Here is a 22,862-nt window from a genome sequence, read left to right on the forward strand (position 1 = left end):
TTTTAATTATAATCAACAATAAAAATATAAAAAATTTAAAATATTTTTTTAATAGTGTATGCGTTCAAAAATGCCGCTGGGTTCCCGTTTTGAGCAATCTCAATATAAAGCGATGATAAATAATGTTAATAGTGGATTATTGATATGATGTATGTGTTATATTTCGATTTCTGAGTGAAATTTATTTGGCTGTCGGCAATGGTTAATTAGCAATTGTATACAGTATTCAGAAGGGGTTTGAAACCTTTATTTTCAGCAAGGAGTTAATGAGGGCTTATATTTATCAATAAGTAGAAAATTAATAGCACATCGTTTGATAATATGAGTACAATATTTATTTAATTTTCCGTTGAAATAGGGTATAATTGGCTCATGCAGATATTCATATGTTTAACAGAACAGGTTCAGGGGGAGACATGAGATATTCCGAAATATCTTCTGTAGAGGAAATCGTTGATGCGGCAGTCAAATTGTCTTTCTTTGCATCTGTGCCCAGAGAACGCCTAAAAAAAGCCATAATGAAATGCGAGTCTGTTACGGCGGATGCTTCCGAGGCTCTTTTTAAAAAAGGGGAGTCCTATCATAAGGGGCTGTATATCCTTTTGCAGGGAAGGGTGCGGATGACCGACGGCGGCAACAGAGAGGTTATTATTGACGACGGCGGCGTAATAGGCATTTCGACATTTATAGGTAAATCAACTTACAGGGTAACGGCTTATGCGGAGCGAGCCTGCTCAATGCTGTTCATGCCTGAGATACTTGTATATAAACTAATGGAGGACGTTCCGGAATTCCGCAGCGCTTTTCATATCCTTGTTGCGGAGCGGAATGCCGAACTTGAGGGCAGATCGAGCTGGTCGGTGGCCTCCACAACCTATAAGCCTCTGGGCAGTTATATGTCCTCTCCCATCATCTCGGTTAACATTTCCGATTCGGTTCTTGAAGCTTCAAAGCTCATGGCCGAATGCAACGTCGGCGCTATTGTTGTCTGCGACGACGGCGGCGAACTGCGGGGGCTTCTTACGTCAAAACATGTGGTTCAGAGATTCATTCCCGACATGCAGAACAACCCTGCGGACATAAGCTCGGGAAAATATATGGAGCGCAACCCCGTGGCTCTTCCGGCGGAGTTTCCCCTTGTAGAGGCTCTGGCGCAGATGCAGCACACCAGAGCGGACTACGTTGTTGTGGTTCGGGGAAATTTTCCGGTGGGCATCCTTTCTAACAACGATATATCAAGAATGCTCTTTCATAATATTAATGTGTTCGTCACCTACGTTGAGAAGCTGGATACCCTTGAAGAGCTGAAAAAAGCCTACGAGGATATGTATTCAGTAGCCTCATCTCTGATGGAAAACTCAAGGGTGAGTTACGATATCCTTCCGGTTCTCTCTTCTGTTCATCTGAATATCCAGAGGAAAATATACCGCATGTGCGGCGAGGAGTTTCACAGGGAGACAGGGTTCGACCTGACCATGGTAAGGCACACCCTTATGATAATGGGATCCGGCGGTCGCCGTGAGATGGCTCTGGATCCTGATCAGGACAACGGGTTCATATTTGACGACAACGTGACCGATGAGCAGATAACCATGTTCATCAGGTTCGGAGCGAAATATTCCGATGCTCTGGCCTACGTGGGCTATGAAAAATGCAAAGGCAACGTGATGGTGACCAATCCGGAGATGTCGCTCAGGATATCCGACTGGAAGCACAAGATATCCAAATGGGTGAGCAACCCCGGAAGTCTGGGGATAATGTGGTCGTCCATCATATTCGACTTTGACGGGTTTGCCGGAGACGAGAAGCTGGTCTGGGAACTGCGCAACCATATCTGCTCAACTATCAGCCAGAGTCCTGTGTTTCTGATACAGATGCTGGAGCGTGACAGCGGGCTCAGAATACCCATCTCAATGTTCGGAAAGTTCATAGGTGAAAAAGATGGGAAGCACAAGGGCGAAATAAACTTGAAATCATCCGCATCTGCGTTTATAGTTGATGTTATTAGAGCTTTCACGCTGAAGCATGGTCTGAACGATCTGAACACAGTGGAACGGATGAAGACCCTGCGCAGAATGAATGTCATCAGCGAAGAGCTGTACCTGCATACGCTCGAAGCCTATGAGACCATAGTTGACATCACTCTGAAAAGTCAGGTTGAGAAAGCTGCAACGGGCGTTCCTGTCAATAAATATATAAATCCCGACGAACTCTCCCTTTATAACAGGGAGAGACTGAAGAAAGCTCTGGGGCATACCCAGAAGCTGTTGAACATCGGGCTTCGTTATTTCAAGGGGCATCCGTGATGTATGCGAATAGTGGATATATTAACACGGGTTTCGGGGGTAAAGTCTCCCGAAAATAGAGGAGACAGTGATGAAGAAGCTTGCCGTAGTTATGTCTGTATCGTCTTCAGCGACAGCATTGAAGGTGATGGCGATTATAAAGAATAAACTGGGGCAGACCAAGAGAACCCGTGTGATGTTCACAGACAACGGAAAACTGACATTCGTTTCCGGTGTGGCGCAGAAATCGGTCAGAGAAGTTTCCCAACTGGATAAATATAAGGCCTGCGATGTGCTCATTCTGCCTGTTTACGGTGATGATACGCAGGTTCAGCCTTCGCTGGCTGAAATAAAGATGTATCTTAATACTGCTCTGGGATTCAGCATTTACATTTGCGCCGTGCCCGACAAAGAGGATGCGGATATGCTGGAAACTGCCGAAACTGTTGTGGACATTGTAAAATCTAATCTGGGTATCTGACGTTCTCTTTTCTCACTAACCATGCTTAATGACTTCTTTCCGGATCGCTTTCACAGGAACCCACTCCCGCTCTGTAACATTTGCGCATATCGCACGCCGTCTGGCCGATATGGGTGTGGAGATTTTCTGGATAATGCCCGGAGCGAAGCATCGTATCGATCATATCGTTAAACAGGGCTTTTCACCTGATCGCATCCTTGATCTTGCCAATATCGATAAAAGCTATTGTCCTCAATCCATTGAGCGGATGGAGGCTCACAGCCGCCTCACCGCCTCACAGATGATAATCAACGACAGGCTGCTTTCGGAAGCGGACGGAGAAAAGGCTCTGGGATATCTGGGCGGTGTTTTCAGGAGCGTTTCAAAGTTTATAACCGACAACGGTATAGATATTGTTTTCTCAGAGGCCACATGGGCTTATGAGATGAGCGTCTGTGCGGCCTGCTCTGCATCGGGTGCTGATTTCATCGTGCCCCATGCCGTGCGTATACCCTCCGGCAGATTCGGGTTTTTCAGTGGCATCTTTCAGGATGAGCTTATCCGGAGTGGTTCGGACGGACGGGTTCTCCCCATGCCTTCCCGCTTTCAGGCTGAGACGGGTTATATGCCGCCGTCTTTTGTGTCTAAGCGTCATTTTTTCAGTTTTTTTAAACACATGGGCAGGTTCATCAGTGGTTCTGCAAAGGATGAGACAGAACAGACGGTGTTTCAGCTTATGGCTGAACGCATGATGAGAGCCTTCAACGGTCGGATGGCCGGGTTTGATAGAATGCCCGCAAAACCTGACGGCGATTATGTTCTTATGCCTCTGCATATATGCCCCGAGTCGTCACTGGATGTGCTGGGCGGCATGTGGAACAATCAGCTTGAACTTGTCCGCTGCGTCGCCCGTTCACTTCCCCATGGGATAAAACTGGCTGTGCGTGAGCATCCGGCGGGAATAGGCAGGCGGGATTTCAGGTTTTTCAGGCCGACGGCATCAATATATAATGTGGTGAACGTGTCGCCTTACAGCGATAACGCAGAGCTGATCAGAACCGCCAAAGCGGTAATATCTGTGTCTGGTTCGGCGTGTTATGAGGCGGCTTTCGCTGGAGTCGGTTCGGTGGTGTTTTCCGACGTTTTCTTCGGCTCATTGCCGACTGTGTTCCGGTGCCGTTCAGCGGAGGATATCGGCAGTGTGCTTAAAGAGGCCGTGAATGCAAGAGCTGACAGACATGCACTGGCTGAGTTTCTGGCGGATATTGCCGATAATTCATATGAAGGACGTGTGGAGTCGGCCGAGGTTGCCCCGCAGGCCATGACAGAAGAGAACGCCCGCAGGGTTTCGCAGGCGTTCATGGATTTTCTTGAAAACTATTCTTCGTCCGAAAGACCTCTGTATGCGGCATCTATGTCGTCCAGATGAATCTGATATGCCTCATATAACGTAGCCTTCGCCTCGTCAGGGGAAATATGGCTTCCGGCTATGACTATTTCTGTTTTATGTTTCAGTCGGGCGTTGTAAAGATCCAGCTCGGCTGTCTGCTGTTCCTCGAAACTCTTGCCCATTATTTTCAGCTTGCCTGCAAAATTCTCCTCCATAACAGTGCGGATGAAGTTTTTAACTGCATCCTTGTGAAGGCTTCCCTTGCCGTGACCCATCGATACTGAGATATCTATTTTAAGTCCCGAAAGAGTCTCAAGCATTTTGAAGTTCTCGCCTATCTCGCTGTCCAGAACGTTGCCTACAAAATCTGCGGCAGGAGCCTCGATGGACAGATTCAGCTTGCGGAATATCTCCCAGTTGGTCACCTGATCATATGCGCTGTTGACAAAGATTGGGCTTGAGCCTGCGGCAGAGTCACCTGTGAGCCAGCGGGCGAAGTCGGAAAACGCCGAGACCGAAGGACCGAAACCGCCGGAAAGCGTCAGCAGAGCCTGCTTCTCAGGGTCTATCAGTGCATAGCTCACATCGCCCAGACTGCCCCCCTCTGTGGGAGCCTCCTGAACTATGCCCTCTCTGTTGAACCATACGGGAAGAAATATCTTCTCCTTAATAAGGCTGACGATGAACAGCTTGCGGTCGGCAAGCACAATGGGGTCGAAAATCTTAAACATCAGCTCGCTGCTTTTGCCGTCGAAAAAGCCGTAGTCCATGCCGCCGGACGACAGCGCATCCAGCTTAAATTCCATATCCTGATAGAAGGTATCCACTGCGGATTCCAGTCTGTAAAAATTTACCGTAACATTTTTTCTTTCTGCCATTTCAATTTCCTTGAGTTAGAATGGAGTCATCTTATACTAACTGACAGAACAGTCAATATCAGGAGCGAAATTATGAGTGCTATGGCGTATGTTTCAATAACCCCCATCGGCGAGGGCGAGAGCGTTTCAAAATATGTGTCGGCATCCGTTCAGGTTATCAAAGACAGCGGACTCAGCTGGCAGCTGACCCCCATGGGAACCATTATCGAGGCGGAGACTCCGGCGGAGATTTTTGCCGTTCTGGACAGGGCGATTCAGGCGCAGGATGCATGCGGCAGAGTGTCCATTTCCGCCAAGATAGACTACAGAAAAAATAAACCCATTGGTATGAACAGCAAAGTGGAATCCGTGATTAATAAACTGAAATAAAGGGTTAAGAATCCGCCGCAGATTCCGAATTATAATTTATCAATATTCGGAGCGGTCAAATGGCGGCGAAAGAATCTTCAGGCAATTATACGGATTTTCAGGAGCGTATCAGAGAGCTCCGGCTTATCATAAAAAGCTGTGAACGCCACGGCGCACAGGCAGACGAACAGGTTGGCAGGCTTAAGGCTGTCGTCAAGGGGATGGAAGAGGTTATGAAAAGATCCCTTTCATTCGGCGGAAAGAACTGATGAATTTCAGTTTTGCCTATACCCTTGCGGGAGTCGGAGCCACGCTGTTTCTTTTTGCCGTGTGGTTTGTTGCGGGCGTTCTTCTGGAGAACAGACGCATCAAGCAGAAATGCCTTCTGCTAGCAGATTCCATCTCCGTTCTGCGCAGCGGACGGGCGGCAGAGGGCGAGCTTACGGAAGCACAGAGAGCCTGTTTCGAGCACCTTGCGGATGCTTTCAATACATATATCCGTCCCAATGCAAAATATAAAACAGCCCTTGTAAAGGCTTTGAACAGCATCTGCGGATGCAGCCACAGCCAGCTTGATATGTTCGACTGTTTCGAAAACAGACGGATGAACGGTTTTTTCAAGGACATGGTTGACAAGAGCGGTTATCTCTTCATTAATATGATATACATGGCGCATCTGGAACAGAAGGGCTACCATATGGCCGAACTGGAACACTCACTCTCCAAAAAACTCTGACAGGTATTTTTTTCCTGTAAAAAAATTCCCCCGATTCGTAAAATATGAAAATTTCTTCCTCTTTTCTGCACATTTTGACCTGAAAATTTTGGCATGCCGTTTGTTATATACTCTGCGTAACGATATGGAGGCTAGTGATGGCACAGCTTGCATCGGCAGAATATAACAACAGCCTGAGGACAGGACATGAACCCGAAATTCATGTCGCTTCACCGAGCGAGCGTATCCTCGACAGAGTATACGACTTTCCGGAAGCGCTTCCCGCAAAGGCTATGGATATGCTGGTGGAAATGGCCAGCGATGAAACTGTGAGCAACAGGGAGATGGATTTCATCTATTTTCAGGTTATCACACTGCCGATGATGGCCTCGGCAAGCATGTTCTCTGATCAGAAACAGCGATTTCTCATCGAGAGCAAATGCAGCTTCAAAGATTATATCAGATACAGACTGAACCGCCTGAACCATATGGCCGCCCAAGGTCATGACAGGCAGTTTTGCGAGCGTATCAGACAGCTCCTCTGGAGATTCACTGTCGTTTGACCTCGCCTTGAGTCTTTCAAACACGGCGTCGAAAGCGTGACTTGTTCACGAAATACTGTCCTGGGGGTGTGATGATGCACCCCCGTCCTTATTTAAGGTTGTTGTAGTTTTCTAATTAAGTTCGACACTTTTCTAATTAGTCTAACATTTTTCTATTTAGTCGGACACTCAATTCGAAGGCGACAAAATTTCATAAATTGGCTAATTTTATGTGAAGGTTAGAATATTATAATCCATTTTAAACCTTTATTGATTTTAACCAATGGTAGAATTCAACATCGTATATTTTATATTGGTCGCCGTCTTTGTAGATTGCCAGTTTTTCTTCCAGTGTTTTAAGAGCTCTTTGCAGTGTTGCGGTAGATATATCGTATTTGCTGATTATCTCGCGGGAGAAGAGATTCTCGCTGCGTTGAGAGAGTATCAAAAGTGCCTTGCGCTGAGCCGCAGTGAAACTGTTTGGAAAGTAGTTTCTAAAGAAGTTATCGTTGCTAAGAGTAATGTCCTTTAGCACACACAAAATCAGTTCTTTGTTGATTTCTTCTGATTCATTCTCGAAAAGATAGTGGCAGAGCTTCTGGATAAACCTTGTTTCTCCAAAAGATAAATCGTAAATCAATTCAAAATCGGTTTCAGAGATATGTTTATTATTAATTCTAAACTTCGCCGAAACAAAATCATAAAATTCATGTTTATCAATTGGCATAAGCTCTATGATGTCTGCCAGGGTGTAAAAAGGTCGACTTGTATTAATGAACATGTTGGCGAGTATGTGCTGTTTTGAGCCTGTAAAAACATATGAGAGCTGATTATGTTGCTGTACTTTGCCCCTGAGTAATGCTTCAAGGTCATGATCTTTAATCGAGCTAATCTGCTGAAATTCATCGAAGATTATGCAGCCTTTCATATTATTCTTTTTGAGAAAGCTGTTTAGGTTCTCAAAAGTATTTTCAAACCACACGAGAAAATCAAAGCCACCGGAATCCAGAGTAGGCGTTAAGGAAATCCCTCCTGACGGATCAGGCGATACTGATAGACGTACATTTTTCAGAATATTTCCAAGGTCTTTTAGTCGTGTGGTGATATCTTTTTTATAGTCAGAGTTGGCTATTCCGATTGAAACCTGTTTTGCAAAATCTGTTTCATCTGTAATGCTGAAAAGGTCGATGTATATCTTCATAAAGTTTTTTGGCAGGTGAGATTCAAAGATTTCTTTCAACAGAGATGTTTTACCATATCTTCTTTTGGAAAAGAGAAGGATATTTACACTGTTATTTATCTTGCCGACAATATCCTGGATATACTTGCTTCTGCCGCAGAAATGATCTCCGGTAACTATAGCGTTATACACAAATGGATTTTTCATGCCCAACCTCTCTGATTAACAATAACGCCTTGAATTTGTAAAAACAAGAGAAATTATGCAAAATGCGTAATGCAAATTGCATAACAGATGCTTTTCTTGTAAAAGATAACTGAGTAGCATTAGATTAGTTCCCAACTTAATTAGAAAGCTACATGTCATTTTCTATTAAAGTTCACCAATTTTCTAGTTGTTTTGCCAGAATGTTATTAAGTTTGTAAATGATATTGCGCCTTCCTTTTGCAGTGATGGACTCTGTTATGAAGCAGCTAAATTCTTCCTAATATGAAATTAATAAATTTGACTCTTTCGGTCAGGCATTATCTACTTATATGAGTGTTATAATCAGACATATGGTTATACGCTTATGTACTATGACAATAAACCGGATGAAGTTTTCAGTTTACTGGATTCAGACAAGGGAGGGTTGTCTTCTGCCTCTGCCTGTGAACGTCTGAGCATATATGGACGCAACAGGCTGTCTGAAAAACCTGCCAGAAATCCATTTCTTATCTTTCTTGATCAATTTAAAAGTGCGTTAGTGATAATTCTGCTTATTGCGGCTGTAATATCTGCGGCTGTGGGAGAAATTGTTGATTCAGCGGTTATTTTTGCGATTGTTGTGCTCAATTCTCTGCTGAGTTTATACCTGACCCTAAAAGCGGAAAAATCTATTCGTTCTTTAAAGGGAATGCTTAGCCATAAGGCAAATGTTCTGCGTAATAATATGTCGGAGATAATTGACGCTGAGCTTCTTGTCCCGGGAGATATAGTGCTGCTTGAGAGCGGCAGTACTGTTCCGGCTGATATATACATATTTAATTCTGTTAATCTACATGTCGACCAGTCATCGCTTACGGGGGAATCAGTGGCTGTTGGCAAGCAGTCTGGCGTACAGAACGCCGAGACGCCTGTGACCGAAAGAACCAATATGGTTTTTATGGGTACTATAATCACCATGGGGCGTGCGACGGGGATTGTGACCGCAACAGGGATGCAGACGGAGTTTGGTCGCATAGCCGGACTAGCCAAAAGCATCGATACCGGAACTACAAGGCTTCAGCTGAAACTGGATATTCTGGGGCGCAAGCTTGGTATTGCATCGGTTTTGATAGCCTTTGCAATATTCGTTCTTGGGCTTTTTCAGGACAGAGAGCTTTTAAGTATGTTTTTAGTGGGAGTTTCCCTTGCTGTTGCAGTGATTCCGGAGGGATTGCCTGCTGTTGTTACAATTACTCTGGCACTTGGCGTGCGTAACATGATAAATCGAAACTGTCTGATAAGAAATCTTTCAGCAACAGAGACGCTTGGGGAAATATCTGTCATCTGTACAGATAAAACCGGAACTCTCACAAAAAATGAAATGACCGTACGAAGCATATATTGTGGAGCTAGGTTTTACACAGTTACAGGAGAGGGGTATCAGCCTGAAGGTAAGATACTTTCAGAAGAGGCACCAGCTGATGATGCAATACTGAATCGTCTGATACTGACAGGGATGCTTTGTAACAATACAGATGTTTTTTTGCAAGATGGCAAGTATACCGCCGCAGGGACACCGACAGAAGGTGCGCTGGTAACTCTAGGGATGAAATACGGTATTTCAAGTAATGAACGAACCCGTAATCGCTCTTTTGCCAAAGAGATTGAATTTACATCTTCCCGGAAGAGGATGACATCTATTTATCTGGAGAACGGTTCTTACTGTCTGTATTGCAAAGGGGCGCCGGAACAGATACTGGCATGTTCAGCCTTATATGCTTCATCTGACGGGCTAAAAGAATTGACACCAGCTGTTAAGGTTGAACTTGAAGATGTTTATTACAGGATGGCTGGAGAAGGGCTGAGGATTATAGCCTTGGGTTATAGAATGATAGAAGACCCGAATCTTTCGGATAATGAACTGGAAGATGCTCTGATTTTCCTTGGATTTACAGGTATATCAGACCCTCCGAGACCGGAAGTGAGAGAGGCTGTTGAAAAATGTCGTGACGCAGGTATAGAGGTTATCATGATAACCGGTGACTCGCCTGTTACTGCACGTTCTATTGGGCGTGAGATAGGCATAAGCACAGATAATGCTGTCTGCGGTGTCGAGATAGACCGAATGAACGATGACGAACTTGGTGAAATTCTCAAGGAATGCAGAGTTTTTGCCAGAGTAACCCCTGAGCATAAATTCAGAATAGTCAAGCAGCTCCAGATGCAGGGGCATGTTACCGCTATGACAGGAGACGGCGTTAATGATTCACCTGCGCTCAAGCAGTCAGATGTTGGTATTGCCATGGGAATCAAAGGGACTGATGTGGCAAAAGATGCTTCAGATATGATCCTCACTGATGACAACTTTGCCAGTATTGTTGACGGAGTTGAGGAGGGGCGAAGACAATACGAAAATATACGCAGATTTACCAATTTCATTATTTCAGCCAACTTTGGAGAGATAATCACTATCCTGCTGGCTATGCTTATGCATATGCCTGTTATCCTTTTTGCTGTACAGATATTATGGATAAATCTGGCTACAGACAGCGCTTTGGCTCTTGCACTGGGCACAGACAGATCCGCTCCGGACAGCATGAAGAGCCCCCCCAGACCTCATAATACCGATATACTGAACAGAGAGACAGTCGGTTTTCTGCTTTTTATGGGGCTCTGGATAGGAGGGCTCACTGCAGGTATCTTTTACTTTATGCTTAAAGCAGGACTGCCGGAGGCTGAGGCGAGGAGCGCAGCATTTATCGGACTTATTATATTCGAAATGATTCATATGTTTAACTTCAGAGAGGCTGATGTCTCAGTGTTCAGAAAGAGCTATCTGGATAATAAATCACTGAATATTGCTTGGCTGGCTACATTTGCCGCACAGCTGGTAATCATATACTGGCAGCCTGCTCAGGATGTATTTTATACCAGACCATTATCAATGAACGACTGGTTTTTTATTTCCCTGGCTGGCCTTTCGATTATCCTGATGGCAGAGATTTACCGTGTTCTAAGAAATGTTCTGATTAAATAAGGTAGTATACCAATCTACAATTTATGCTGAACATGGGGAAGTTTTTCAAATGCCGGCTCTATTTGTCTGATTGCTTCCGGAGTGGTTATAGATAATGAATTGCCCTTGGATTTATAGACACTTTTGGATCGTAAAAAAGTGAGATTAGTTTCCAACTTAATTAGAAAACTGCAAAGGTTGTTTTGCCCACCGCAGATGTCTCCATTGCGGTTCAATCAGACGGATATTCTTATGCAGTAGTTTTTAATTTAGATTTACTGTAATATCCAATCATGTTTATCGAATACCTTATATATCTTTTTTATGGTCTGGCTTTCATAATTCTCGGAGTTGCCGTTTTTGCCAAAGACAAACGGTTCAGCAAACTTAAGATAGCGGGTATACTCTGGCTTTTGGGCCTGTTCGGGCTGATCCATGGTGTGCACGAGTGGATGGATCTCTACAGGCTTTTCGGGTTCCATGAAGGCGATGACATAATATTCAATCCTGCTTTCAGGCTTGCTGTAATGAGTGCATCCTTTCTGGTGCTCCTTGTTTACGGAATAAGGCTCAACCTCATTGTTTCCTCAAAACTGAATAAGACTTCACATGCATTAAAATACATCGCTGCCGGATCGGTGGCTACTCTGCTTGTTACGTCAGCGGTTTTCTATTTTAACTGGGATACGGAGAACAGTGCTGCCATGTTTGTGCGCTGTTTTCTCGGGTTTCCTTCGGCGCTTCTTTCCGGAATCGGGATGATAGGATATTCCAGAGCGGTCAGACATATGTCGGCTGAGGGAGCCGGAAGCTTTGCTGCATCCGGTGCGGCGATGATAGCCTATGCCTTTTTTACCGGTCTTTTTCCTTCCGAAACGCTTATTCCGGCACTCAATATTAAAATTGTTGCTGTCCGGGGAGTCTGCGCCATCGTTATTCTGCATTTCATGATGAAGGCTCTGACCGTTTTTGACATTGAATATATGAATATGCTTGAGACAAGACTTCAGAGGCTTGCTCAGTCTGAAAAGCTTTCGTCTATAGGCAAGCTGGCTGCCGGCATTGCCCATGAGATAAATAATCCCCTTGCGAATGCATCCCTTGGCATAGAGATAATCAAAGATCGGATAAGCGATGATATGGTAATGGCAAAGCTGGAATCTGTGGAAAAAAGTATAGACAGAGCATCGAAGATTGCCGGAGAGCTTCTGCTTTATGCAAGGGAGAAAGAGGCCGAGTTTGTAAGCTTTAACGTTTCAGAACTTTTAGACAGCATTAAAACACTTATTTCACACAGTCCTGCGGGGCGTCTTGTTGTTTACGGGGATATTGAAGATGCAAAAATTTCCGGAATAATCTGGAAGCTCGAAGAGGTACTTATCAATCTGATAATGAACAGCTGCGAAGCCACCGAAGGTGACGGTGAAATTCTCATAAGCTCTTCATTCAGTAATGGATTTTCTTATATAACTGTTGAAGACAGGGGAACAGGGATACCTCCGGAATATCTTTCGAGGATATTTGATCCTTTTTTTACAACCAAAGATGTGGGAGAAGGAACCGGAATGGGGCTTTCCATATGTTATAATATAGTTAAGATGCACGGTGGTGATATTTCCATAGAGAACAGGATGAGCGGCGGTGTGCGTGCCGTTGTGTCTATTCCGGCGGAGAGAGCAGATGGATGAAAAGATTCTGATAGTTGACGATGATGACGAACTGAGATCTAACATTGATGAAATACTGGTTGTCGCAGGATTTCAGACGCGGCAGGCATCCGGTGCGTCAGAAGCCATGAAGATGATTCAGGCTGACTGTCCGGATCTTATAATCGTTGATTATATGATGCCGGAAATAAACGGAATGGAGCTTATCTCCTCTGTTAAAAAGAGCCACCCGTCTGTGAAAATAATAATGATAACTGCTTTCGCCGCAATTGAGAGTGCTGTTGAGGCTATGAAAAAAGGTGCGGACGACTATATTTCAAAACCTTTTAAAAAGGATGCTCTGATACTGTCAGTCAGAAAAAATCTTGAAGAGGTTCGTTTTGCCAGATGCATAATCAGGCTGAATATGGATGATACCCTGTCCTGTATATCAAATAATACCAGAAGGCAGATACTTATGATGCTGTTCAGGGACGGAAAAATGCGTTTTATGGATATAACAAGGGCGCTGGGGATTGAAGACCACACAAAGGTCAATTTTCATCTGAAGGCGCTGAAACAGAACGGACTTATCGAGCAGAATGAGGATAAGGAATATCTTTTAAGCGCCGGCGGGCTTAATGTTATAGACTGCCTTCAGGTAATGTCATCAAAAGTATCATCATGAACATGTGAATTTTAATTCACATCACCCCCGAGTATGTCAAATTCTATTATCTTGTTTATCTCCCTGATTGCGAAGAAAATATGAACATCCGGAGACTTTTTTCCGGATTAAGCAGTCAAGGAGGAATTTATGAACCGTTCAGTTTTATTGAAACCGGCTATGGGGGTTTTGGCGGCATTTGCTGTGCTTCTGCTCGCTCCTGCTCTCCATGCCGCTGTTATCAAAGGAACAGTTAAGGACGTATCTGGACAGGTGATAGAAAAAGCATCCGTCTATCTTATCCCTGCATCCGATGTTGAAGCAATGGCGCAGACCCCCACAATTATTAAGAAGGATTCGCCCAACGACGAACCCCTTGAGGATAATCTGGCGGCAAATAAGGATAAATACAAGTCTGCCGTAACGGATGCCAAAGGCGCATTTGTAATTAAAAATGCGGCCGATGAAAAATATTTCGTTTATGTTGTGCCTGCCGATTCCGCATATCTCCCCGGCGGCGACAAAGCGAACAAATCCTTAACCCCCGCATCTCTTAAAGGTAAACCTCTGAATATTCTGCTTTCAGGCAACACACCCGAAGGTGCTCAGTATACCGGCTCATCAAAATGCCTCACCTGCCACAAGGAATATATGTCCGTTAAAAAGACACTCCACAAACTCGGCATAAAGAAAGCCGGACAGGTTAGCGGGCTGCAGGATATGTCCGATTTCCCCGAATACGACAAAGGTCTTAATTTCCTGAAAAAAGGGCAGAAAGTTTATTTCTACGCATACAACAAAGACAGAAACTGGGACAAATATCTTGCATCTGTAAAAGAGCCTAAAGATCCCGCCTCTGTCAGCTTCACTGCGTATTTTTACACAGCTCAGGACGGCACTGTAAAAGTTAAGATGGAAAACATGAAAAACACCGCCGACCCCGCACGTGAATACACTGTCGAAATGACATACGGCGGCGGACTCTACAAGCAGAGATACCTTCTGCGTATAGGCAAAAACATGTTCCCGTTCCTTCAGTTTAACCCCAACGGCGATGATGCATACGGTGACAGAACAAGGATGCAGTTCAGAGACTACCACGGCGACTGGTTCTATGACGAAGCGAACCTTAAGCTGAAAGACGCACCCCTTGCAAAATCATTCGAAAAAGAGTGCGCATCATGCCATTACAACGGATACGGGCTTAAAAAGCTCGAAAGCGGCGAATATATTGCAGAAGCTGCGAACGATCCCAAAGGCGAAGCGGACATTGACGGCGACGGAATACACAACGAACTTAACCTCGGCTGCGAAACATGCCACGGCCCAGGTTCCGCACATGTTAAAGCACCCAAAGCCAAAAAAGCATCCTCAATAGTCAGCCCCGCAAAGCTTTCTGCCGAGCGTGCAACCGTTATCTGCGGACAGTGCCACTCCAGACCTCAGGGCAACCTGAACAACGACCAGCCTGTTGACAAAAACAACAGAATGATGCTCCCCGGCACAAGCAGAAACAACTATCTGCTGAACAACACAACCAGAGAGGACGCTGCGAAGAACGATTTCTGGGCAGACGGGCTCCATTCGAAATCACACCATCAGCAGTACACTGATTTCATAAAATCAGCCAAATACCGTAACGGAGATATTCTGGTGACCTGTACAAGCTGTCATGCCCCTCATGGCGGCACTAAATTCGCACATCAGCTGAAATCAGACGCTGTAACGCCTAAGGCGACACTCTGCCAGTCATGCCACAAAGATGTGAAGGATATCGAAAAGCACACAGAAAAAACAGTGGGAATGGCTCACGGTAAAGATACTGAAATAACCTGCACAAGCTGTCACTCTGTTAAAACTGCACAGACAGGCGCAGGTTTCGGAAGAGGTCAGCAGACTGCTGACGGCAAAAACTACTGGCAGAACGACATAACCACGCACCTTTTCTCAAAGCCTCCGAGAAAAGGACATGCAGGTGTGTTCGGGGTTGAGGCGGGTAAATCCATGCCTACTCCCTACACAGGTTCATGCGGAAAATGCCACGACGTAAACGCTAAATAACCTCACAGGGAAATTATTCATAAGCTCTGCATATCCTTATGTGCAGAGCTTTTTTTTTGTATTATCCTCAGAACTTCCGTGATATCTATTTTCGCCATGCAACTATTTTCCCCGCAGGCGGGAACGCCGTCTCTGTCGCATGGAGCACAGGGCAGGGGCGATGTGATAACGTTGGTGATATCGGGCGGCAAGGCTTCGTTCGGGTCTGTCGGTCCGCAGATAACGGTAATCGGCGTTGCGGTACAGGCGGCAAGGTGGGTCAGTCCGCTGTCGCAGCCTATGTAATGCTCTGCATTGTCTATGATGTGGAAACAGTCCGATAGGGTTGTTTTGCCTGTGTAGTCAAATATCTTCGGATGGCTGACGTTCAGTCTGTCTTCGTCTGTTCCCAACAGAACAACGGAATATCCGGTCTCCTGAGCTATCTTTAATGCCAGTTCCGCCTGTTTGTCCCATATCCTCTGAGGCGTATGTCTGCGTGCATTTCTGCCGCCTCCGGCCGCAATGGCTATGTATGGCTTGTCCGGCAGTTCGCAGACCATTGTTTCCGGCCGGAAAGAATAGCCGAAGGCATTATCAGCATAAACGGTTTTGAGATGCCAGAGATGTCTGCGAATGCCTTTCTCTTTAACGGAGCATTTCGCACCTGCCAGTTTTCCCAGAAAGTGCCATTTTGGGTCGGTATGAAAGATATAGATTTTGTCAAATCCCCTCAGCATCAGAAGAATGCGGAGCGTCTCAAAAGGCATCAGGCCGCTGTAAAGTCTTTCTGAGCTGAATGTGCGGACGCCTGATATCGACGGATGGTCTTTCAGAACGTGGGCGTATTCTGCGCCGCAGATAAGGGTTATTTCGCTTCGTGGGTGTTGATGTTTCAGAGCGGAGAGGGCAGGTGTGGTCTGGATAAGGTCGCCTATGGCTCCGGTTTTAACTGCCGCAATCTTTAGCATTTGTGGTTAAAGCAAAAAAGCCGGAGTTCCGTAAAGACACTCCGGCTTCGCAAACTGATTTAATACAGTTAATTAAGCAGTTTTAAGAGCGTTGAGCTTCTTAGCAAGTCTGGACTGACGGCGAGCCACCTGATTTTTGTGGATAACGCCTTTAGATCCGATAGAAGCTATAGTGCTTGTAGCAGTTTTGAACGCTGCTTCAGCTGTCTGAGCATCGCCTGTTGTAGCGGCTGCTGTAAACTTTTTAACCATAGTTCTCATTTTAGACTTGTATGACTTGTTTCTAAGATTTCTTTTTTCGCTCTGACGGATTCTTTTCAGTGCAGAAATTGTATGAGCCACGTCATTCACCTCTATATATTCTTATGAGCTGATAAAAGTATCAGAAAGGTTGCCCCTTGTCAATACATAAACAAGCATAAAGTTGCGCTTGCCATGCATTTTCCTCAATGATAAATTACATTATAATATATTCGGAGATATTGATATGAAAAAATACATTGCGGCTCTGATGATTTTAGCATTTGCTGCGGGCTGCGGCAATATGCAGGCGGCTTCGGTTGCTCCTGTGGATGAGGCGAGGCTTCAGGCTCTTGAGATTCAGCAGAAGAGCGATTCCGAGCGCATCGCAAAGCTGGAAAAAGAGCTGAGCGATACGAAATCGGCTCTTGAGCGAAGCCAGAAGCAGTCCAGACAGCTCGGCGAGAGCTATGACGCTCTTGTGGGCATGATGAAGGATTACAGACAGCTTATCGGAACCATGATGGAGAACGTGGGTAAGCTGATGAAGGATAAGGACGCTCCAAAGGCGAATTAATCGTTAAGGTATATCTCTATTCTTTCTTTGCCTTTTCCCGGGTTGACACGTTTCAGTGTCAGCCAGCCTACTTCACTTGTGGAGCGGACGTGTGTCCCGCCGCATGGGACCTGTGCAAAGCCTTCTATACGCCAGAAACGGTGCTCTTTTTCGATATCGTCAAAATCACATATGATGGGATGATCCGCTTCAATGAGTCTTTTAAGCTCGTTATTCAGGAAATCGAAAGTGGAAGCTATGTTTCCCTCCCATGCAAAATCAACTCTCGCCTTGTCGTGGGTTATGTTTGCGCCTATTTTTTCGGGGTGACCGTAGTTCTGGTAAACCAGTTCGAGAACAAGCTCCGCCGCAAAGTGCAGACGCATGATCCGGTATCTTTTTGACCAGTCAATGTGCACATCAGCCTCGTCCCCTTTACAGAGGTTGTGGTCTGAGGGCAGGGTGTAGAATATTTCAAATCCGTCCCGTTCAGCCGTCAATATTTCAAATCCGCCTATTGTTCCGATGTCCGACTGCTGACCGCCCTCGAAGGCATACGCAACGGTGTGGCTCAGGGTTATTCTGTCTCCGTTAACGGAAGTTACCCTTGCTGTGCAGGCTGTCAGATATGGATCTTTCCAGAATAGTTTTTCAACAGACATTTGATGACTCTAGCAGAAAACAGATTTCGTGGCAATATTATGCTCTATTTTGAATGTATATCAATCTGATGTATGTATGTTTGAAAATTTTTCAGGTGTGATAAAATTAATAGATAATGAACCGGGGTGTTTTATGCGAACTGCTTTTATTGTTATCTTTGTTCTATTTGCTTTTTCTGCCTTCGCTCAGGGCAAAAAGGCAGATTGTGAGAAGCCGTTGTTTGTTTACAATTTCTCAAAGGAAAAAGTCAGCCTGCTGAATACTAAGGATGAAGATTTCAGACGTGGCTGCTGTTCGCATCACGGCGGTGTGTGTGGTTGTTCAAACGGGCGTGCTCTATGCTGTGACGGCTCCCTTAGCCCATCCTGCGGGTGTGACTGAAAAAAGGTATTTGGGCGTATGGTTTGATAAGATGGTTTCATATATGGTATAGTATGTAAATATCTATCAAACAGGAGTTGCTGCATGTCTATAATTCAGGAATTCAAAAAATTTGCAATGCGTGGTAACGTGGTCGATCTGGCCGTGGGTATAATCATCGGCGGTGCTTTCGGCAAAATAGTTTCCAGTCTTGTTGCGGACGTAATTATGCCGCCTATCGGACTTATCCTAGGCAACGTCAATTTTGCAGACCTTGCAATCACTCTTAAAGAGGCCTCAGGGGATAAAGCGGCGGTCACCCTTAACTATGGAAGCTTCATCCAGTCCGTTGTGGATTTTTCAATCGTGGCCTTTGCAGTGTTTATGCTCATTAAGGGTATCAACAGCATGAAGAAGAAAGAGGAGGAAGCTCCTGCCGCACCTCCCGCTCCTACCAAGGAGGAAGTGCTCCTTACCGAGATAAGAGACATATTGAAGAGTAAATAATGAATATAGTCCCCTCTGCATGGCTTCGGCTGTGTACGGGGGGATTTTTATCGTAGAACATATCTATGAGTTTAAACGCTGACTATGCGGCAGTGAACTACGCCTTCGGGCGCAGTTTCGCACCGACACATTTCTAAACTGCCTGTGCGGCAGTGAACATCAGCTTTGAGAAGCTGACCAGATAAACGGATTTCTAAGCTGCCTGTGCGGCAGTGAACACTCGTCCGCATGGTTCGGGAACCAGCCTTCATTTCTAAGCTGCCTGTGCGGCAGTGAACCGGCTATGCTGATAAGCGTATCAATCTGTTCATTTCTAAGCTGCCTGTGCGGCAGTGAACTGCACATATTTGGCGATGCCTTAACTGTACATTTTCTAAGCTGCCTGTGCGGCAGTGAACCCCGACCAACCCTCCCTTAGTTAAACCCCGAATTTCTAAGCTGCCTGTGCGGCAGTGAACATTGTGCGTACTGCCCGGATCCGGATCCTTCATTTCTAAGCTGCCTGTGCGGCAGTGAACTCCCTTGCGCCCATCGGTGCTGATGAAAATGCGATTTCTAAGCTGCCTGTGCGGCAGTGAACTTTTGCTACCGCTTCCGCATATGAATAGCAGATTTCTAAGCTGCCTGTGCGGCAGTGAACTAGAAATATTCTATCAGACACTGTTGAGTAATAAAATAAATATTGTTTTTCACAATAAAAACCCTTTTTTATTGGCCTTATGAAAGTGTCTGTGAATAAAGAGAAAATAAATAGGTTTAAAATTATGGCCAGAAATAGGGTTGTTTTTTGATGGTTTTGATCTATATGTCACATCGAAAAATATCAATATATTTTTATCATTTCGCTTGCGTGTTGCAATAGTTGTAATATACAATAGTTAATCATGGAGCTGAATATGAGTAAAAATACAAAGTCACGGGTTTTGAGGGATCTTATTATAGAGCTTGAGCGCAGGCTGGGTGTTCTGGAAGACAGGATAACAGACTGCTGCGGGCTTTCCATGGCTCAGTGTCATGCGGTGGTGGAGCTTGGCAGGAGAAATAACATTTCGCTGGGTTCACTGGCGCAGTCGCTGAATCTGGAGAACAGCACGGTGAGCAGAACTGTGAACAATCTGGTGAACGGTTCTCTGGCTGAGCGCACAGAGGACAGCACCGACAGAAGATACGTCGCAATAACTCTTACGGAAGAGGGACAGCAAGTTTATAAAAGCATAGAGAATGGAATGGACGAGTTTTTTGACAGAATTATGAACAGGATACCCGAAGAGAAGCAGGAGCAGGTCATGGAAAGCCTTGTGGTGCTTCTGGAGGCTATCGGTTCGGAGAGGTGCTGCAAATGAAAAGAGAAACAGTCAAGTTCGGAATGAGGAACAAAGTCAGAGACTATTACGGGAAAATTGCCGTTCAGGTGCAGAAAAAAGAGAGTTTCGGCTCTCTCGCCTGCTGCGGCGGTGAGAGAAAACTTACACAGATATATGATAAGAGCAAGCTGGGTGAGCTGCCGGAAAATGCCGTAGAGGCATCTCTGGGTTGTGCCGACCCGATACGCTTTGCGGAGCTGAAAGAGGGCGAGACGGTTCTGGATCTCGGAAGCGGCGGCGGAATAAACGTTTTCATGGCCGCAAAGCATGTCGGAGAATCGGGGATGGTGTATGGGCTGGATATGACGGACGAGATGCTTGAGTTAGCTGAAAGAAACAGGAAGACCATGGGTGCCGGAAACGTCCGTTTTATCAAAGGATTTATAGAGGATATTCCTCTTGAGGATAAGACGGTGGATGTAATAATCTCCAACTGTGTGATAAATCTTTCCGATAGCAAGGAAAGAGTGGCTTCGGAGGCATACAGGGTGCTAAAAAGCGGAGGCAGACTCGCCATTGCGGATATCATCTCTTTGAAAGAGGTGTCAGCTAAGATGCGTGAGGCGGCGGCGGCATGGTGCGGTTGTCTGGGAGGCACCATTTCGGCGGCGGAGTATTCGGATATACTGAGGTCGGCGGGCTTTGAAAACATAGAGGTTCGGACTGAGCATGTTTATACAGGAGAGATACTTGAGGAATACTTTCTCAAAGACAGATATCTCTCTGACACAATTGACAGAAAATATCTGGATGAGGCTGGCGGAGCATTTGCCGGAGCTTTCATAAAGGCGGTGAAGCCGTGAGCGGGTGCGAGGAATATTTTGATGATGTTGCCGGGCAGTGGGACAGCATGCGTACGGAGTTCTTCTCGGAAAATGTGAGAATAAAGGCCTGCGACAGGGCGAAAGTCGGGCAGGGTGACAGTGCGGCGGATATAGGTGCCGGGACAGGGTTTCTGACTGAGGAGCTTCTGAAAAGAGGCGTATGTGTTACCGCCGTTGATTCTTCGGAGAATATGCTTGGTCAGTTAAAGGCGAAATTTGCAAATATCAAAGGGTTTGAGTGCAGAGTCGGTGATGCTGAAAATCTACCGTTGGAGGCTGAGTCTTTTGATGCCGTGCTGGCAAACATGTGCCTTCATCACGTTGAAAACCCGTCGGCTGCCATATCTGAGATGGCCGAATCCCTTAAAGCGGGAGGCAGGCTGGTGATAACCGATCTGGATGAACACAGCAGCGAGTTCCTGCTGAATGAACACCACGACAGATGGGCGGGCTTCAAACGGTCTGACATCAGTGACTGGTTCCGGTCTGCGGGACTTGAAAATGTTGAGATAACGGATATGGATGAAATATGCAGTGCCGAGTCATGCTGCGGAAAGGGCAGATCCGAGGTCACAATTTTTATGGCATACGGTATAAAACCTTTTCCCGCAAACGGTTAATATTGCATACGAGACTGTTTTCTGTAACAATACAGTATGCGGAAAATACTGATAATAGATGATGACGAGTCACTGCTTTACGGAATGAAGCGGTCGCTTTCTAAACAGTTCGATGTTGATACTGCGCAGGATTCTTTTTCTGCCGTTAAATCTGTTCGTGAGCAGAACTTCGACCTTATTTTTCTGGACTATAAGCTTGGCGAGGAGAACGGTCTGGAAGTGCTCTCCCTGCTCCGTGCACATACATCGACCCCTGTGGTGATGCTGACAGCCCACGGAACCACGGAGCTTATAATTGAAGCCATCCGTCAGGGGGCGGTGGATTTTCTCACAAAGCCTGTGGACACTGCTCAGCTTGTTGCGGCTATAGACAAGTATGCTGCAGAGGGAAAGGACGGTTACTGCTCGGACAAATATGAGGATATTTCCTCCATCAAATATGACAGATCAGCTGTGATAGCGGTTTCGGAAGGGATGAAGGATGTTCTTAAATCCGTTGCCATCATCTCCGGAACAAATTCTCCCGTGCTCATAACCGGAGAGTCAGGTACTGGAAAAGATGTCACCGCTATGCTGATTCATAACTACAGCCGCAGAAAGGATAATCCATTCGTTCAGATAAACTGTGCCGCTATTCCGGATAATCTGCTGGAGAGTGAGCTTTTCGGCTATGTTAAAGGGGCTTTCACCGGTGCTTATACCGGCAACCCGGGAAAATTTCAGATGGCGGACAAAGGTACTATTTTTCTGGACGAAATAGGCGACATGCCCATGCCTCTTCAGGGTAAACTGCTTCAGGTGCTTCAGGACGGGCGTATTCAGCGTGTGGGCGACAATACATTCAGACAGGTCGATATCCGCATAATTTCCGCCACAAATAAAAATCTCAAAGAGCTTGTCCGCACAGGTCAGTTCCGTGAGGATCTTTACTACAGGATAAACGCTTTCAATGTTGATATCCCTCCTCTCAGAAACCGGAAAAAGGATATATGGAACTGCTGTCTTCATTTTATCCGGCTGTTCTCAGTGGATACGGGTAAGGATATCTGCTGTGTGGATAAATCCGCCAGAGATATCCTTGAGAACTACCCGTGGCAGGGTAATATAAGGGAACTGAAGAATATCATGTCCAAGGCGGTTGCCCTAAGCAACACAGCCGCACTCAGGGCGGACACAATCCTCAACGCTCTCGGACGAGCAGATACAAAGCCTGCTGAGAGTTTTTTTGATATTTTCAGAGCAAAATATGAGGAGAACCTGCTTTCAAAAGCTCTGGAAGAGGTGGAAGAGGATATTATCAGGCGGGCTGTTGCCAGTTGCGGAGAAAACTATACTGCCGCCGCAAAAATGCTTGGAATAAGCCGTGTGACTCTTTACGATAAAATAAAAAAGTACGGACTCTGA

At 45.6% G+C, this 22,862-nt stretch carries 22 protein-coding genes and 1 CRISPR repeat array; of the genes, 17 read left to right on the forward strand and 5 right to left on the reverse strand.

Annotated elements, in window-relative coordinates:
• The first annotated feature begins 416 nt into the window (after positions 1-416).
• The 3 genes from C8D98_RS06585 to C8D98_RS06595 all read left to right on the forward strand — a co-directional run bounded on the left by C8D98_RS06585 (position 417) and on the right by C8D98_RS06595 (position 4,174).
• The gene (locus C8D98_RS06585; RefSeq protein WP_165871221.1) at positions 417-2,306 is read left to right on the forward strand and encodes a putative nucleotidyltransferase substrate binding domain-containing protein; all 1,890 of its coding nucleotides are present in this window, start codon (positions 417-419) and stop codon (positions 2,304-2,306) included.
• 70 nt (positions 2,307-2,376) lie between these two features.
• Positions 2,377-2,766 (forward strand): hypothetical protein, encoded by a 390-nt coding sequence (locus C8D98_RS06590; protein ID WP_132873184.1) that lies wholly within the window; start codon positions 2,377-2,379, stop codon positions 2,764-2,766.
• A 28-nt stretch (positions 2,767-2,794) separates the two neighbouring features.
• Positions 2,795-4,174 carry a hypothetical protein gene (locus C8D98_RS06595; protein WP_132873186.1) on the forward strand — a complete coding sequence of 460 codons (1,380 nt, stop codon included), beginning with the start codon at positions 2,795-2,797 and terminating at the stop codon, positions 4,172-4,174.
• Here the strand turns inward: C8D98_RS06595 and C8D98_RS06600 are convergent.
• Positions 4,123-5,013, reverse strand: a complete 891-nt coding sequence (locus tag C8D98_RS06600) for a DUF6731 family protein (RefSeq protein WP_132873188.1) — start codon at positions 5,011-5,013, stop codon at positions 4,123-4,125. The genes C8D98_RS06595 and C8D98_RS06600 overlap by 52 nt on opposite strands.
• A gap of 72 nt (positions 5,014-5,085) precedes the next feature.
• On the opposite strand from C8D98_RS06600, the gene C8D98_RS06605 reads away from it, so the two are divergent.
• The 4 genes from C8D98_RS06605 (at position 5,086) to C8D98_RS06620 (ending at position 6,639) form a co-directional block, all read left to right on the forward strand.
• Entirely contained in the window at positions 5,086-5,382 is a 297-nt protein-coding gene (locus C8D98_RS06605) for an MTH1187 family thiamine-binding protein (protein ID WP_132873190.1), read from the forward strand.
• 59 nt (positions 5,383-5,441) lie between these two features.
• Positions 5,442-5,630 (forward strand): hypothetical protein, encoded by a 189-nt coding sequence (locus C8D98_RS06610; RefSeq protein WP_132873192.1) that lies wholly within the window; start codon positions 5,442-5,444, stop codon positions 5,628-5,630.
• Positions 5,630-6,097 (forward strand): hypothetical protein, encoded by a 468-nt coding sequence (locus C8D98_RS06615; RefSeq protein WP_132873194.1) that lies wholly within the window; start codon positions 5,630-5,632, stop codon positions 6,095-6,097. The genes C8D98_RS06610 and C8D98_RS06615 overlap by 1 nt, the downstream gene beginning before the upstream one ends.
• 137 nt (positions 6,098-6,234) lie before the next feature.
• A complete protein-coding gene (locus tag C8D98_RS06620) occupies positions 6,235-6,639 on the forward strand; it encodes a hypothetical protein (RefSeq protein WP_132873196.1) in 405 nt (134 codons plus the stop codon).
• 238 nt (positions 6,640-6,877) lie between these two features.
• Here the strand turns inward: C8D98_RS06620 and C8D98_RS06625 are convergent, their stop codons facing one another.
• Positions 6,878-8,005, reverse strand: a complete 1,128-nt coding sequence (locus tag C8D98_RS06625; protein ID WP_132873198.1) for an AAA family ATPase — start codon at positions 8,003-8,005, stop codon at positions 6,878-6,880.
• 364 nt (positions 8,006-8,369) lie between these two features.
• Between C8D98_RS06625 and C8D98_RS06630 the strand changes: the two genes are divergently transcribed.
• From C8D98_RS06630 to C8D98_RS06645, 4 genes are all read left to right on the forward strand, one after another.
• Positions 8,370-11,021, forward strand: coding sequence for a cation-translocating P-type ATPase (locus C8D98_RS06630; RefSeq protein ID WP_132873199.1), 2,652 nt, complete (start codon positions 8,370-8,372; stop codon positions 11,019-11,021).
• A 272-nt stretch (positions 11,022-11,293) separates the two neighbouring features.
• Entirely contained in the window at positions 11,294-12,688 is a 1,395-nt protein-coding gene (locus C8D98_RS06635) for a sensor histidine kinase (RefSeq protein WP_132873201.1), read from the forward strand.
• Positions 12,681-13,334 (forward strand): response regulator, encoded by a 654-nt coding sequence (locus tag C8D98_RS06640; protein WP_132873203.1) that lies wholly within the window; start codon positions 12,681-12,683, stop codon positions 13,332-13,334. Before C8D98_RS06635 ends, C8D98_RS06640 begins: the two co-directional genes overlap by 8 nt.
• Positions 13,335-13,463: 129 nt before the next feature.
• A complete protein-coding gene (locus C8D98_RS06645; RefSeq protein WP_132873205.1) occupies positions 13,464-15,374 on the forward strand; it encodes a cytochrome c3 family protein in 1,911 nt (636 codons plus the stop codon).
• Between the two features lie 17 nt (positions 15,375-15,391).
• On the opposite strand, the gene C8D98_RS06650 is transcribed toward C8D98_RS06645, so the two are convergent.
• A complete protein-coding gene (locus C8D98_RS06650) occupies positions 15,392-16,324 on the reverse strand; it encodes a glycosyltransferase family 9 protein (RefSeq protein ID WP_132873207.1) in 933 nt (310 codons plus the stop codon).
• Between the two features lie 72 nt (positions 16,325-16,396).
• A complete protein-coding gene (gene rpsT, locus C8D98_RS06655; protein ID WP_347339204.1) occupies positions 16,397-16,675 on the reverse strand; it encodes a 30S ribosomal protein S20 in 279 nt (92 codons plus the stop codon).
• 136 nt (positions 16,676-16,811) lie between these two features.
• Between rpsT and C8D98_RS06660 the strand changes: the two genes are divergently transcribed.
• Positions 16,812-17,141 carry a hypothetical protein gene (locus C8D98_RS06660; RefSeq protein ID WP_132873211.1) on the forward strand — a complete coding sequence of 110 codons (330 nt, stop codon included), beginning with the start codon at positions 16,812-16,814 and terminating at the stop codon, positions 17,139-17,141.
• Here C8D98_RS06660 and C8D98_RS06665 read toward each other — a convergent pair.
• Positions 17,138-17,782: an alanyl-tRNA editing protein gene (locus C8D98_RS06665; RefSeq protein ID WP_132873213.1), complete on the reverse strand. Its 645-nt coding sequence runs from the start codon at positions 17,780-17,782 to the stop codon at positions 17,138-17,140. The two genes, C8D98_RS06660 and C8D98_RS06665, sit on opposite strands and share 4 nt — an antisense overlap.
• Positions 17,783-18,248: 466 nt before the next feature.
• Between C8D98_RS06665 and mscL the strand changes: the two genes are divergently transcribed.
• The 5 genes from mscL (at position 18,249) to C8D98_RS06695 (ending at position 22,862) form a co-directional block, all read left to right on the forward strand.
• A complete protein-coding gene (gene mscL, locus C8D98_RS06675) occupies positions 18,249-18,650 on the forward strand; it encodes a large-conductance mechanosensitive channel protein MscL (RefSeq protein ID WP_132873217.1) in 402 nt (133 codons plus the stop codon).
• A gap of 129 nt (positions 18,651-18,779) precedes the next feature.
• Positions 18,780-19,290: direct repeats of the CRISPR family, unit length 29 nt; unit sequence ATTTCTAAGCTGCCTGTGCGGCAGTGAAC.
• A gap of 256 nt (positions 19,291-19,546) precedes the next feature.
• Positions 19,547-19,993, forward strand: coding sequence for a MarR family winged helix-turn-helix transcriptional regulator (locus C8D98_RS06680; RefSeq protein ID WP_132873219.1), 447 nt, complete (start codon positions 19,547-19,549; stop codon positions 19,991-19,993).
• The gene (gene arsM / locus C8D98_RS06685; RefSeq protein WP_132873221.1) at positions 19,990-20,817 is read left to right on the forward strand and encodes an arsenite methyltransferase; all 828 of its coding nucleotides are present in this window, start codon (positions 19,990-19,992) and stop codon (positions 20,815-20,817) included. Before C8D98_RS06680 ends, arsM begins: the two co-directional genes overlap by 4 nt.
• Positions 20,814-21,458, forward strand: coding sequence for a class I SAM-dependent methyltransferase (locus C8D98_RS06690; RefSeq protein WP_132873223.1), 645 nt, complete (start codon positions 20,814-20,816; stop codon positions 21,456-21,458). Before arsM ends, C8D98_RS06690 begins: the two co-directional genes overlap by 4 nt.
• A gap of 36 nt (positions 21,459-21,494) precedes the next feature.
• On the forward strand, positions 21,495-22,862 hold the full coding sequence (locus C8D98_RS06695) for a sigma-54-dependent transcriptional regulator (RefSeq protein WP_132873225.1): 1,368 nt from the start codon (positions 21,495-21,497) through the stop codon (positions 22,860-22,862).

The sequence above is a fragment of the Seleniivibrio woodruffii genome (assembly GCF_004339245.1).
Taxonomy (GTDB): Bacteria; Chrysiogenota; Deferribacteres; order Deferribacterales; family Geovibrionaceae; genus Seleniivibrio; species Seleniivibrio woodruffii.